The organism is Listeria booriae, from assembly GCF_000766865.1.
In the GTDB taxonomy this organism is placed as follows: domain Bacteria; phylum Bacillota; class Bacilli; order Lactobacillales; family Listeriaceae; genus Listeria_A; species Listeria_A booriae.
The window spans coordinates 40106-54063 of the sequence record NZ_JNFA01000024.1; the positions used below are offsets into that span (position 1 = coordinate 40106).

Annotated in this window: 14 protein-coding genes and 1 pseudogene; 13 read left to right on the forward strand and 2 right to left on the reverse strand. The window is 41.6% G+C overall.

Annotation, left to right across the window (positions count from 1 at the left end; all coding sequences use genetic code 11):
- The first annotated feature begins 13 nt into the window (after positions 1–13).
- The 12 genes and pseudogenes from EP57_RS09890 (at position 14) to EP57_RS09940 (ending at position 11053) form a co-directional block, all read left to right on the forward strand.
- Positions 14–1063, forward strand: coding sequence for a ribonucleotide-diphosphate reductase subunit beta (locus tag EP57_RS09890; RefSeq protein WP_036086316.1), 1050 nt, complete (start codon positions 14–16; stop codon positions 1061–1063).
- Positions 1060–1500, forward strand: a complete 441-nt coding sequence (locus EP57_RS09895; protein WP_036086317.1) for a flavodoxin — start codon at positions 1060–1062, stop codon at positions 1498–1500. The genes EP57_RS09890 and EP57_RS09895 overlap by 4 nt, the downstream gene beginning before the upstream one ends.
- Entirely contained in the window at positions 1497–1826 is a 330-nt protein-coding gene (locus tag EP57_RS09900) for a thioredoxin family protein (RefSeq protein WP_036086318.1), read from the forward strand. Before EP57_RS09895 ends, EP57_RS09900 begins: the two co-directional genes overlap by 4 nt.
- Positions 1827–2029: 203 nt before the next feature.
- Positions 2030–2146, forward strand: a pseudogene (locus EP57_RS17185) (hypothetical protein); the annotation flags it as partial.
- A gap of 2 nt (positions 2147–2148) precedes the next feature.
- Positions 2149–2580 carry an SMI1/KNR4 family protein gene (locus EP57_RS09905; RefSeq protein ID WP_036086757.1) on the forward strand — a complete coding sequence of 144 codons (432 nt, stop codon included), beginning with the start codon at positions 2149–2151 and terminating at the stop codon, positions 2578–2580.
- A gap of 440 nt (positions 2581–3020) precedes the next feature.
- Positions 3021–4460, forward strand: coding sequence for a PTS mannitol transporter subunit IIBC (locus EP57_RS09910; protein WP_036086320.1), 1440 nt, complete (start codon positions 3021–3023; stop codon positions 4458–4460).
- A gap of 15 nt (positions 4461–4475) precedes the next feature.
- Entirely contained in the window at positions 4476–6560 is a 2085-nt protein-coding gene (locus EP57_RS09915; RefSeq protein WP_036086323.1) for a BglG family transcription antiterminator, read from the forward strand.
- 2 nt (positions 6561–6562) lie between these two features.
- Positions 6563–6997, forward strand: a complete 435-nt coding sequence (locus EP57_RS09920; RefSeq protein ID WP_077912859.1) for a PTS mannitol transporter subunit IIA — start codon at positions 6563–6565, stop codon at positions 6995–6997.
- Positions 6994–8139 carry a mannitol-1-phosphate 5-dehydrogenase gene (locus tag EP57_RS09925; RefSeq protein WP_036086328.1) on the forward strand — a complete coding sequence of 382 codons (1146 nt, stop codon included), beginning with the start codon at positions 6994–6996 and terminating at the stop codon, positions 8137–8139. Before EP57_RS09920 ends, EP57_RS09925 begins: the two co-directional genes overlap by 4 nt.
- 49 nt (positions 8140–8188) lie before the next feature.
- A complete protein-coding gene (locus EP57_RS09930) occupies positions 8189–8494 on the forward strand; it encodes a nucleotide pyrophosphohydrolase (protein ID WP_036086330.1) in 306 nt (101 codons plus the stop codon).
- A 158-nt stretch (positions 8495–8652) separates the two neighbouring features.
- A complete protein-coding gene (gene mreB, locus EP57_RS09935) occupies positions 8653–9666 on the forward strand; it encodes a rod shape-determining protein (RefSeq protein ID WP_036086332.1) in 1014 nt (337 codons plus the stop codon).
- A gap of 145 nt (positions 9667–9811) precedes the next feature.
- Complete coding sequence (locus EP57_RS09940; RefSeq protein WP_036086335.1) at positions 9812–11053, forward strand: hypothetical protein; 1242 nt, start codon at positions 9812–9814, stop codon at positions 11051–11053.
- A 37-nt stretch (positions 11054–11090) separates the two neighbouring features.
- Here EP57_RS09940 and EP57_RS09945 read toward each other — a convergent pair whose 3' ends face one another.
- The gene (locus tag EP57_RS09945) at positions 11091–11273 is read right to left on the reverse strand and encodes a hypothetical protein (RefSeq protein WP_036086337.1); all 183 of its coding nucleotides are present in this window, start codon (positions 11271–11273) and stop codon (positions 11091–11093) included.
- 288 nt (positions 11274–11561) lie between these two features.
- Between EP57_RS09945 and EP57_RS09950 the strand changes: the two genes are divergently transcribed.
- Complete coding sequence (locus EP57_RS09950; RefSeq protein WP_036086339.1) at positions 11562–12578, forward strand: PTS sugar transporter subunit IIC; 1017 nt, start codon at positions 11562–11564, stop codon at positions 12576–12578.
- Between the two features lie 896 nt (positions 12579–13474).
- Here EP57_RS09950 and EP57_RS09955 read toward each other — a convergent pair.
- Complete coding sequence (locus tag EP57_RS09955) at positions 13475–13948, reverse strand: GNAT family N-acetyltransferase (protein WP_036086341.1); 474 nt, start codon at positions 13946–13948, stop codon at positions 13475–13477.
- Positions 13949–13958: the final 10 nt, after the last annotated feature.

A 13958-nucleotide genomic window follows, 5' to 3' on the forward strand; every position in this document is an offset into this window, starting at 1 on the left:
GGAGGTTTTTTAGATGACGGAACAAAGAGAAGAATTGCACCGTATTAAAATATTAGAGCCGCTTAGTCCGAACCGTTCGACGGCTATTATAAATGGTGACACGAGTGGGATTTTGAATTGGAATGATATCCCGTATCCATCGTTTTACCGTGCATACAAGGAATTATCGACAAACTATTGGATTCCTGATGAAGTAGACATGAAGGGTGACGCGAAACAATACCCAGAGCTGTCTGAAGAAGAGAAGTACGCTTTTGATGCTATTATTGGTTTGCTAGCGACATTAGATTCTCCGCAAACACGGTTTATTTATAATGTCGCAGAATATATTACAGACCCTGCTGTACACGCAAATACAGCGATTATCGGTCAACAAGAAGTGATTCACAACGAAAGCTATTCTTACGTGCTTGCTTCGATCACGAACTTACAAGAACAGAAACGTATTTTTGAATTGGCGCGTACGCATCCGACGATTATTAAGCGTAACGAACCAATTATGGAAGCTTACGATAACTTTATGAATAACAAAACAGGCGAGAATTTAGTAAAAGCCCTGATTCAGTCATCGATTTTAGAAGGCATTAATTTCTACAGCGGTTTTGCATATTTCTACAACCTTGTTCGTCAAAATAAAATGACGGGAACAGGTAAAATTATTAGTTTTATTAATCGTGATGAATTGGCACATTCGAAGTTCATTTCGGAGGTAATTCGTGCGATTCTTGGTGAAAATCCGGAATTGCAAACCGATGAACTCGTAGAATATACGCATGAAGCATTCCGCCACGCTGTGGAGCTAGAAATCGTTTGGTCAGAAGAAGTACTAAATGGTATCGAAGGAATCGACGTTTCAGAAATGGTTGATTACGTGAAATACCGTGCCAACAAGATGCTAGGCATGCTAGGAATTCCAGAGCTATATCCAGGTCATAGCGATAATACAATGACATGGATTAAAGCTTACGCAGATAATTTTACAGAAACAAAAACGGACTTTTTCGAAATGCGCAATAGTAGTTATAAAAAGACAAACATTGACAACGGTTTTGATGACCTATGAGAATCCTCTTGGCGTATGATTCTCTGAGTGGGAATACAAAAATGGTAGCAGATGAGGTAGAGGCGGAACTTAAGAAGGCGCAACATGATGTGACTTCCTTTCGCGTTCACCCAGATGCCCAGTACCCACTTGAGACGGACTACGATTTGTTCATTTTAGGGGCATGGACAGCAGATTTAGGTAGGACACCGCCAGATATGAAGGATTTCATAGCAGAATTAGGAACGAAACCACCGCACGTCGCGATTTTTGGGACAGGTGAAACACAATGGAGTATGGCATATTTTTGTGGGGCAGTGGACCGGATGGCGAAGTATTTCGACTCCCAATATCCGACACTGAAAATCGAACAAATGCCACATACCGAGCGTGATCACACAGCAATTCAAGACTGGGTCGCGCAAATATTGTCCATGAGAGAAGGGGTAGTAAAATGACAAGTATCGAAATTAAAACAATGGAAGAATTCGAACAACATATAGCAGCAGGAGAGTTAGTATATGTAGACTACTGGAAAGACAACTGTCCGAACTGCAAAATGCTAGACCTATCATTTCAAGAATTCAAAAATTCATCGATTGCTGATAAAGTAAAAGTATTGAAAGTAAAACTAGAAGAAGTCGGCGAAAACTTCTTTTTTGATCGCAATGTTCGCCAAACACCAACATTAGTGTTATATAAAGGCGGCGAAGAAGTTTCGCGTTTGAATGGGTTTATTCCTCCAGAACATATCGAGGAAGCAGTTGTGGCGCAAGAGGCTTAATATGAGATAAACTAAGAAATCGATAAATGGTTTCTTAGTTTTTTTGTGCTTTCGGCTTAAAGGCATCTAAAGTATTTATTTTCCTGGTATTAATAAAAATAATATTATAGTTAAAAATATGTATGGAGAACAAAATAATATAGCAAACTGTCTCCCGCGGAAAGGAAAACTCATAGATGTGATTTTAATTAATTTAAATCCATTTTGGTGGAGAACACGAGTGGTGGAATATTCATCCTGCAAAATTTCCTAACGAGCATCAAGCGGGAATTCATGGATCCGGTTCACCAGGGAATGAATTGTTCAAAGGAGCGAAATAATGATGAAATATAAGTTTTTAGTAGAGCAAAATTATAAACATTATCCAGTAGGCTTAGAGGATATTAATAAGGCGCAGAATGATTTGGATATCGTATTCCCTCAAGAATTATTGGACCTTTATAAAAATGTTGGATATGGATTTATTAAAGGATCGAGACAGAATATTAATAGGGTTATGGATCCATTATCTGTGCGAGATTTCCGATTAAAGCAAAATGACTTTGAATTTTTTCCAGATATCGAAGTGTATGATGATTTGGAGGATGAATTAATTTTCTTTGAAGCCAACGAATCTGCCATGATATCGATTGGATTGTCGAGTGATAAACTGGGTATGATTTTTTATGATGAGTTCAAAATAGCGGATTCTTTATGTGAATTTCTAGAGAAGATAGTAAAGGATGATATGTATTATATCAGTCTGATTGACTGAGGAAGGGGAAAATATCTACATATTTATTAAATATGTAGATGCATAACTGATGAATTTCTTCTATTTTTTCTAAAGGGAGAATTATTATTTATATCTATAGAGAATAAGACATTCTGCTCACATGAGAGTAGGCCATGTCTTATTCTTTTTGCACTTGCATGAAAGTGTACGGATTTAACCAAATCATTCGCCCAGCTTTTCTAAAGATCTTCTCCTTCTCCAATCTTGTCCACGGCTTTAGGACAAATTCCAATTTTGATTGTATTGCTATGTTGTTACCGCTGTCATACAATGGATATATGAGCTAGGCTGATAGGCGAGACTAAGGATTGGAATTGCGCAGTTCCATTGGTCGGTCAGGTGTAGCAGTGCTTCGAAGCAGATTAATTAAAGGGGCTTCTTTTTTAGAGTATTAGAAAAGGGCGGAGGAGGACATAGAAATGGAGCAACAACAAGCGAAATCTGGTTTTCGTGTGAAGGTACAGCATTTTGGTAGTTTTTTAAGTGGTATGATTATGCCGAATATTGGGGCATTTATTGCGTGGGGGCTAATTACAGCGCTATTTATTCCGACTGGTTGGTATCCGAATGAGGAGATTGCGAAACTGGTTGATCCGATGATTAAGTATCTATTGCCGCTTTTGATTGGGTATACGGGTGGTAAGTTAGTGTATGATACGCGTGGTGGAGTCGTAGGTGCGGCTGTGACGATGGGAGCGATTGTTGGGACATCAATGCCAATGTTCCTTGGGGCAATGATTCTCGGGCCTCTAGCGGCTTGGTTGATGAAGAAATTTGATAAATTAATCGAAGGTAAAGTTAAGGCTGGTTTTGAAATGCTGGTGAACAATTTCTCAGCGGGGATTTTAGCAGGGATTTTGGCGATTGTATCTTTGAAAACGATTGGGCCTGCGCTTCAAGCGGTGAACACGACGATGGCTTCGGGTGTGCAGTATTTGATTGATCATCATTTGTTGCCGTTAGTTAGTATTTTAGTGGAGCCTGGAAAAGTACTTTTCTTGAATAACGCGATTAACCAAGGGGTTTTGGCGCCGCTCGGGATTGATCAGGCGGTTAATACGGGGAAATCGATTTTGTTCTTAGTGGAAACGAATCCTGGTCCTGGTCTGGGGATTTTGCTGGCGTACACGATTTTTGGAAGTGGAACGGCAAGACAGACGGCTCCTGGGGCAGCAATTATTCAGTTCTTAGGCGGGATTCATGAGATTTATTTCCCGTATGTATTGATGAAACCAGCGTTACTGATTGGTGCGATTGCTGGTGGGATGACTGGTATTATTACGTTTAATTTGTTTAATGTAGGGTTAGTTGCGACGGCTTCTCCGGGTAGTATTTTTGCGATACTTGCTTTGACGCCGCGTGGGGATTATTTAGGCATTATTTGCGGGGTTCTATTTGCAACACTGGTTTCCTTTGCGGTATCTGCGGTTATTTTGAAAACATCGAAAGCAACGGATGATGCAGAACTCAAGACAGCGGAGACAAAAATGGCTACAATGAAAGGTAAGAAGGCAATGGTAGCGAGTGCGGTTGTTGGGACGAGTGATGCGGAACTTGCAGCGGAAGGTATTCCATTGGATACACGCAAAATTATTTTCGCTTGTGATGCGGGAATGGGGTCCAGTGCGATGGGGGCTTCGGTCTTGCGGAACAAGGTGAAAAAGGCGGGGCTTGATATTGAAGTGGTGAACTTTGCGATTTCGCAGTTGCCGCCGGATGCGGATATTGTGGTAACACACCGTGATTTAACGGACCGCGCAACGGAGAAACTACCTAAAGCCTATCATATTTCGGTGGACAATTTCTTGAACAGTCATAAGTATGATGAGTTAGTGGAGAATTTGTCTGGTCAGAAATAACTGGGGGAATTTAGAATGTATATTTCGGCGAGAACGAGACTTATTTTGGAGCAGCTTTTAATGAGCCATGAACCTGTGGCCACAGCGGAGTTAGCGGAATATATGGATGTGAGTGAACGGACGATTCGGCGCGATTTGAAGGAAGTGGAGGCTGTGCTTGGCTCTTATCAGTTAGCATTGGAACGTAAAGATGCGAAATTGACGGTTTTTGGCTCGGAGTCTAGCCGCCAAGCTTTCAAATGGCAGTTGCTCGACTTGTCTTACAATGAGTTTACACCGATGGAGCGGCAACAGTTTATTTTAAAAGCGTTGTTAAAAGAAAATGAACCAATCAAATTAATCGCGCTGGCCAATGATTTAAATGTAACGATATCAACGGTCAGCAGCGATTTGACAAAATTAGAAGATGAATTAATCGGACGTGCCGAAATTGAGCGTAGACGTGGTTATGGCGTGAAATTGATGGCGGATGAGATGATGAAACGTACGTTGCTTAGTGATTTAATGACGTTATCGGGGTCTAAAAATTCCCTTTTCCAATTGTTTCAGCAGAAGAAGCAAGATGAGGTGGAAATGCTTGCGGATGAGCGGTTGCTTCATGTTGTGGACAATGCGCTGATTCAAAAAGTGGAGCAAAATGTGCGTGCTTGGCGCAAGGATTTGGCGTATGAGATTACGGATGATGCGTACTTGACGTTAGTTGTGCACATTGCGATTTCAGTGGAGCGCATGATTAACGGGAATTATTTGCAGGAGATGAAGCCGGAACAAGAGTATTTTCGGAATTTTCCAGAATTTGTTGTGGCGAAAGAATTGCTAGCGGCATGTTTGGAAATGGAGCCGTTTGTTGTGCCGGATGGGGAAGCGTTTTATGTGACCATGCATATTCGTGGGGCAAAGGCGCAAGGTGAGACGGGGATTTTCTCTGGGAATGAGAATGTGCAGGCGGTAACCATCGCCAAACGCTTAATTTCAAAAGTAGAGGCGGAACTTGGGAGTCATTTTCAGGAGGCGTCATTGCTTAATGGGTTGACGGCGCATTTACGGCCAGCGTTACGGCGGATGGATCAGCAAATGCGGATTCACAATCCATTGATTAAAACGATTAAACATGATTATCCAGAACTTTTTCAAATTGTGAAAGTGGCGTTTCGGGAAATTTACCAGCAAGCGGATGTGCCGGATGAGGAAATTGGTTATTTGGTTCTGCATTTCGGGGCAGCGTTATTACAGAAAAATGAAAGTCGTGTTTTCTCGGGGCTTGTCGTTTGTTCGAGCGGGATTGGAACGTCGAAAATGTTGGCTACGCGCTTAAAACAAGCGTTACCGCAATTGAAGGATTTGCAAAATGTCTCGTTGTTCGAGCTTTTAAATCAGCAAAATACGAAACATTTCGATGTGATTGTGTCGACGATTGATCTTGGAAAAGTAGATTTTGAGTATTTTCTAGTGAGTCCGATGTTGTCGGACCGGGAAATTTCGCAAATTGAAGTTTTTTTGAAGCAGAAGGAAATGTTTGTTCCGCAGAAGGCGCCGCAAGAACAAGAGGAGCAGATGACATTGCTTGAGGCGGTGCATCATTTGGAGGCGGAGCAGGAATATACGAACACGGTTTTGGCGATTTTGAAAGGGTTTCAGGTGGCCAAGATGGAGGAGACGCAGCATAATTTGGAAGATACGTTGCGCGCGGTTTGTATGGCGATGTTTGAGCAGGAACGGGATATTCAGGTGGAAATATTGCTGAAATCATTGTTAGAACGCGAAAAATGGAGCGGATTTGGTATTCCAGAAACGCAGTTAGCGCTGTTTCATGTTAGAAATGAGTTTGTCCACAAGCCAGTGTTTCAGGTTTTTACGTTGCAGGACGCGGTAGACGTGCCGGCAATGGGAGGCGGGAATGTGGCGGCCACGACGTTACTTGTATTGCTTGCACCAGAGAGGCTAGCACCGCAGGGCTTGGAAGTGATGAGTTTTATTAGCGCGATGGTTGTGGAGAGCGGGGAGACGACGCGGCTTTTGGAGTCTGGAAACGGAGCGGACATTACGGCGTTTGTGATTAGTAAATTAAATCAATTTTTGCAAGATATGAGGAGGAAATAAGGATGGTAGCATTGGAAAATAAGGATATTGCGCTGAAACAGGCGTTTAGCACGAAGGAAGAGGCGATTACGGCGGCGGGGCAGTTGTTAGTGGAGCAAGGCTATGTGGATGCGCCTTATATTGAAAAAATGAAGGAACGCGACGCGATGACATCAACGTTTATCGGTAATATGGTGGCGATTCCGCATGGTACGGATGATTCGCGTGATATGATTAAAAATTCGGGGATTGTGTTGTTGCAAGTGCCGGACGGTGTTTCGTTTGATGGCAATGAGGTGAAAGTGCTGATTGGGATTGCGGGCGCTGACGGGGAACACATGGATTTGCTTAGCAGTATCGCGATTGTGTGTTCGGAGGAAGAGAATGTGGCGCAAATTGTTGCGGCTGAGTCGAAACAGGAAATTATTGCTTTCTTTGAAGGGAGTGAGAGCGCATGATGGCAGTACATTTTGGCGCTGGGAATATTGGACGGGGATTTATTGGACAACTGCTGCATAAAGCGGGGTATCATGTGACGTTTGTGGATGTGAACAAGACGGTTGTGGATGCTTTGAATGAGAAGCAAGAGTACAATGTTATTTTGGCGGATAATTCGAAACAAGTCGATTTGATTACGAATGTGGATGCGATTAATAGCCAGGAAAATCCTGACCAAGTCATCCGCGCGATTTCGGAAACGGAGCTCGTGACGACGGCGGTAGGCCCGACCATTTTGCCATTTATTGCGAAAGTTTTAGTGGCTGGAATTAAAGCTAGAACGGCGATTCAAAAACCGCTCATCGTGATGGCTTGTGAAAACATGATTGGCGCTTCGGCTTCGCTCAAGGAATATGTATACGCAGAGTTGACGGATGCGGAGAAACAATATGCGGATCATTTCGTTTCGTTTCCAAATGCGGCGGTGGACCGTATCGTTCCTAATCAAACGCATGATGACCCGCTAACCGTTTTGGTGGAGCCATTTTATGAGTGGGTAGTGGAAGAAACGGCGATTAAGAGCGAAGTGCCTTTCATTCCTGGGATAACGTATGTGAAAGATTTGACGCCATATATCGAACGCAAACTTTTCACAGTAAACACAGGCCACGCGGTAACAGCTTACATCGGGCATATGAAAAATATTGATTCGATTGAAGCCGCGATTCACAATGATAAAGTATTGTTCGCAGTTCGCAGTGCGTTAGAAGAAACGGGCGCGCTGTTAGAAAAGAAATTCGACTTCCCACACAAGGAACATCAAGCTTATATTGACAAAATTATCGAAAGATTCAAAAATCCGCATATCTCAGATTACGTATCCCGTGTTGGACGTTCGCCAATGCGTAAACTAGGACCCAATGATCGTTTTGTGCAACCGGCGCGTCAATTTGTCGAAGCGTTCAATGAAACACCAAAAGCATTAGCAGACGCCATTGCAGCAGCACTTCGTTTCAATGATCCAGAAGATGCAGAAGCGGTTGAATTGCAAGCTTTAGTCGCAGCAGTAGGCTTAGAAAAAGCAATTGCTGACGTGACAGGAATCGAAAGTTATTCCAAACTATTTGAAAAAGTAAAAGATTCTTACTTAAAACTAGCGTAAAGAAAGCGAATTATGCTACACTTTTCCTAGAGAAGTGAGGCGAAGCGTTATGGATACAATAAAAAAAGATGTCCATCAGTTTTTAGTAGAAAGAGGCTGGGAAAATCAATACCAAGTCCCGAAAGATTTAGCTATTTCATTAACATTGGAAGCGACGGAGCTATTAGAATGTTTCCAATGGAAAAGCGATAAAGAAGCGGTAGCGCAAAATCGTGTGGCGATGTCAGAGGAGCTTGCTGATGTGTTTATTTACGCAACACAGCTTGCTACAGCGCTTGATTTAGATATCGAAACGATTGTTCAGGAGAAGCTAGCTAAGAACGCTACGAAATATCCGCCGAAAAGCGTCAAGTAAGATTAGATGCTTTTTCGCGGTTTTTTGTACATTTTTTCATAAAAGTTCATTGTTTTGTCATGGATTATATTTTTTATACCTGATATACTTAATATTGGATAGCTATTAGAACAGATATGTTTTTGAAAATGAGCTTTTGGGAAAGTGGGAAAAGAATTATGGGGAAACCGACAATCGGTATTGATATCGGAACGGCGAATATTAGCATCTACTCAGATACGGAACAAATGATTTTTCATGAACCTACCGTTCTAGCGTATGACACGAAGAAGAATAAAGTATTAGAAATTGGTCACGAGGCGAAAGATTTAGCTGAGAAAACGCCCGGATCTATTGCAGTTATTAGCCCGCTTCAAGGCGGTATTATTGTTGATTTTGATATGACATTGCGTCTGATAAAGAAGGTTGAAAGCCGCGTTAGTGCAACAACTGGTAAACGTTTCAAACAGATGAACTTGGTTGTTTCTTTACTGCCAGGTGCGACAAACATTGAACGACAAGCGATTGGTGACATTCTTTTCTCGCTGGGTGTAAGGTCGCTTTATTTTATAGAAGGTTCGCTCGCTGCCACAATCGGCGCAGGGCTTCCATTTGAGAAACCGATGGCGAATGTAGTCGTAGATATCGGTGCTGGAAAAATTACCACATCGCTCGTATCTTATGGCGGTATTGTGACAAGTGCGACGGTCCGTAAAGCAGGTAATGAGTTAGATCGCGAAATTGCGCAATTAGTGCGTAATAAATACAATGTGTTAATCGGTTTAGAATCAGCAGAGAAAGTGAAATGGCAGTTGCGTTGCGACATGCATAATGACAGTGAAATGATTGAAATCGAAGGCCGTGATTTAGTGACAGGTTTTCCGATAACAATCGAAGTAGCATCAAGCGAATTCCAAGCAGGTGTAGACGAGTTCTTGAATCGCGTTCTAAGCGTTGTTCAGACAACATTGGAGAACAGCCCGCCGGAACTTAGCGGCAACATACGAGCAAGCGGTTTGACCTTAACTGGTGGTGGCGCCTTACTAACCGGGTTATCAGAGTGGTTAAACAGCAAAGTGTCCGTGCCAATTCACGTCTCAAAAGCACCATTCGAAGCTGTTGCATTAGGCACAAGCATGGCAATGCAACACATCGACCGACTTATAAATATCGAAAAAGTAACACCGAGATAAAAAATAATGGAGAGTGCGATTCATGCGCTGTCCATTTTTTTGTATAAGGAATATTAAATAAAAGTTACAAATATAACCTTGTTTACAATATGAAAACAGGGTATACTAGTTTAGAACATAAAAAATAGAAAGATGTGATTAAAACATGAAACACAAACGAGCGCTCAAGGTAATCCTGATTATTTTAGGGAGTATACTACTTTTACTTGGAGGCTTAACAATTTTAAACAAAACGTATCACACTAGCTATGATAAAATGGATACGACGGATCAGTCTTTTTTCAAGCAGTTAAACACGCTGTACACTAAAACAACTAAGGAGCCGTTGTGGCAAGATTATAATTTGGCGGATAAGCCGGTTCTTTTTGTCAGAAAAGGAGACCATCTTAATTTTAGCGAAGATACAATAAACTTAATTCGTGGGAATGTTTATGCGGTTGGCGTGAAAGGATTGGAAGGAAAGTGGTATGCGACGAAAATTGCGATGCCCCGTTCTTATAAAATGCCAGATGTATATCGTTTAGCTGTAACAACGCCAGGTATTTGGTCAACGTGGAATCCGATTGGGAACTTCTCTTCTTTTTCGATAGATGACTCTGGAAAAGAAGTGCGCTCTAACATGCAGTTAGCGGATAGTTCTTATGTGTACTATTTTAAATACGGCAAGAATAATATCGAAAATCCAGTGAAGGCGTCACAGTCTGCGATGCCGTTTTTTGCGCATGAAGCTTTTCATTATTTGCAACAATATGATTGGCACACAACGGATGGCAATATTGATGTCGCATCCAAAGATGTTGACTGGTATAGTTTACTAGGGTTGCAATACAGCATTTTAGACACAATCATGGATGCGACTGGAAAACAGGATAAAGCAGCACTAGAGAAGGCATTATCTGACTATGTCGTCGTATCTGATGCTAGAAGAAAACAAGGCACAAGTGACTACCAAAATGAAAAACAACATGAAACAATAGAAGGCACCGCAACTTACGTCGGAATTAAAGCATCTGCAATCACAGGCGGCAAGCCAAAACAATTGAAATTACTAGAAGGCGCTAGAGACGAGAAAAGCAGGAAATTCGCCGTCTTATTCGAAGGCATTGCCTATGATCCAAGCTTCGTCTCAGAAATCAAATGGAATCGCTATGATTCGGGAGCACTACTTTCTTCCGCGCTAGATATAGTAGATAGCCCAGATTGGCAAACAACATTCAACAAAAAAGCCAGCGCAAACAAAGCTTTTACACTAGATGATGAGTTACATCAATTAAATAATCTAGCGAAACCACGAACGCTTGCCGAAATAGAGAAATCCTATCATTTCGAGAATATCCAAGCATTAAGCAAAAAAATCGTAGATGGTTTGCAGGATGGCAACAATTAAAAAACGCCCCACCAAGTTTTGGCGAGACGCATCTCATTTATCTATACGAATAAGAACGACTGCGTTTTCGTTTGGCGCGAATCATAAATAAAATGCCGAACACAACAAAGACAACCGAAACTAAACAAGTAATAAAACCTACAATTCCAGTAATGCTAAATGAAAAACCAAAGCCAACAATGCCTAGGATAAGTAGTAGTAAGCCAATAAGTTTACTCATAGAAAGACTCCTTTCAAAAATTAAGTATGTAATTATTATAACTAACATTGCAGAAAAAGATAAGGGCATTTCGGCATGAAATAAAAATGAAATACTACGCTAAACAATATATTAAACATTTCATAGGTTTTCAAGAAGGTGAATAGCGATATTCATCTTTTTTTGGCTGTATCATTGCGTTTTGTTCGGAAAGTGATTTTTCGTGTGTTTAGTAAGTAAAACATTCTTTGCTTAAAGTCCTGTTTCTCGTTAAGATGAATAAGATTAAATGAGAAAAGGGGAAAGAACATGAAAGATTATATCGTGGATCGCTCGTACAAAGCTTCAATGGGAATTGCTAATGCGGTGCTTGTAACGTTAGGAATTGGTTTATTACTGCAAACGATTGGACAGATGGTAGGTTTTGAATGGCTAGCACAAATTGGAGCGGTTGGTAAATTACTCTTAATTCCAGGTTTAGGTGTCGGTATTGCGATATGCCTCGGCGCGAATACTCTCGTCGTGATTAGTGCGGCGGCCGCGTCAGTTATTGGTGGTGGTGCGATTCTAGCACTAGATAACGGAGGATTTTCGATTATCGGCGGTGAGCCAATTGGTGCGATTCTAGCCGTGATTGTGGCCGTGTGGGTCGGGAAACGGGTTACTGGGAAAACAAATTTCGACATGATTTTAATTCCAGCGGCGGCACTTTTAGCAGGGGGGATTAGTGGCTTACTTTTCTCCAAAATTATGGCGCCAGTTTTGACGGCAGCTAGTGGTGGGATTACATCGCTTGTGTCGGGTTCGCCGATTTTGTCTTCCATGGTGATTTCACTTGTGTTCGCGATTCTTATTTTGAGTCCAGCGTCATCGGCGGCACTTGCGATTGCGTTGCAGTTAGATCCGACGGCGAGCGCTGCGGCACTTATCGGCTGTTCGGTTCAGTTTGTTTCTTTTGCGGTACTAGGATTTCGTGATAATAATTGGGGTGCTTTTTTCGCACAACTGATTTGTACGCCAAAATTGCAGACGCCAAACATTATTAAGCGTCCGGCGGTCATGATTGTGCCGTTGCTTTCAGCTGTGATTGCCAGCCCCATCGGCGTATTGGTATTTCATTTGCAAGCTTCAGCGGAAGTTGCGGGTATGGGATTATGCGCTTTTGTGGCACCGTTATATTTGATTGCCAATTCAGGATGGCTTGCGTTTGGCGCGTTTCTTTTAGTAGCGGTCGTGATTCCAGCCGTGATTGCGCTTATTGCCAGACCATTTTTACTGAGGTCGTCGTGGTTGCGAAGTGGGGATTTGCGAGTAGAATTAGAATAAAATAAAAAGAGGATGAAGTAGGAAATCGATATTAGAAACATCGACTCCTATTCATCCTCTTTCCTCGTGATGTGTCGGAATTTGTCTGAATAACTGGATTTGATAAAAATGGCGGAATACGTTAGTTTCTAAAAATAACCGGTAGACCTGAATTAGAAAATCCCGATATTTACTAGACAACTTTGGACTAATAAACATCAACTACCATAGGTTATTAAGTAGAAACATAAACTGAATACGAAACTTTTTCGCTAGACATATTAGAAGTGAGGTAAAATAATTCTAACATGTTTGGAGCGCGTGTCACGTAATTCCGTATTCCTTGCCTTAACGAGTGGGTATAACTCTTGACGCGACCTTTTCATTTACCGTGGTCTTCCTCAAGCTCCCGCAAGACTGACCAGTTACTAAAATTTCCTTCACCAGACGATATCCGACTATAGCAAAGTTTGGGTATCTTATCCATACACCTATATGCACAATTAGTGAGACAAAACATATAGATTACTCGCACGATATTCCATAAAAACAAATATCGCTTTCGTTAACGAGAATGGGGAGTAAGATACGAAAACTTGTGCAGACTAGAATCAAGATAATCGCATGACACTTCAACTAATAATTATTTCTTAAAAACTGGCTGCTCCGACATTGTCATTGGTTAACTTACAAAACTGATTCTTGGCATCCGTGGCTAATTTGTCCTTTTCACCATTTCGCTTACTTTTCAGTCTGTGCGATTCTGTCACCCAATCACCTCTTGTTCTTTTGATACTATACATTAGCCGTTTTTTTTCAAGTTGAAACATAAAAAGTGAAAAATGATGCGTTGGAAATATGTCCTAATAATCATGTGTGGGTTTTACTTCCAATTAATGAAGCGAAAAGTAATCGATTTATAGGAAATAAGCCATTAAAATATCATCTACATAGTCGCCGTTTAAGATAAATTCTTTATGCAGGCGTCCTTCGACTTGAAAGCCAAGTTTCGTATAGAACTTAATGGCTTTTTCGTTGTTGGACAGCACGCGAAGCAGGAGTTTTTCTTTATTTTCGGCTTTTGCGATGCGGAATAATTCGTCCATGAGCGCAGAACCGACACCATTCTTTTGGAAATCCGGATGAACAGCGATGTCTAACGTAAGGACGTGTTTGTTTGCCGGAACTGGGATTGGCGAGTGATAGCCAAGGATTCCAGCGATTTTGCCATCGATTTCAGCGACAACTTTGGATCCAGCAGGATTTCTTAATAAGTATGCCGCCTCATTTTCGAAGTGAGTTTCACCAGGTGTAGTTTCTGGTGTCCACACAAGATGTTCTAGTTCTAACATGTCTGCTGCATCTTGTTGTGTTGATTTACGAATAATCATTTTAAAACCT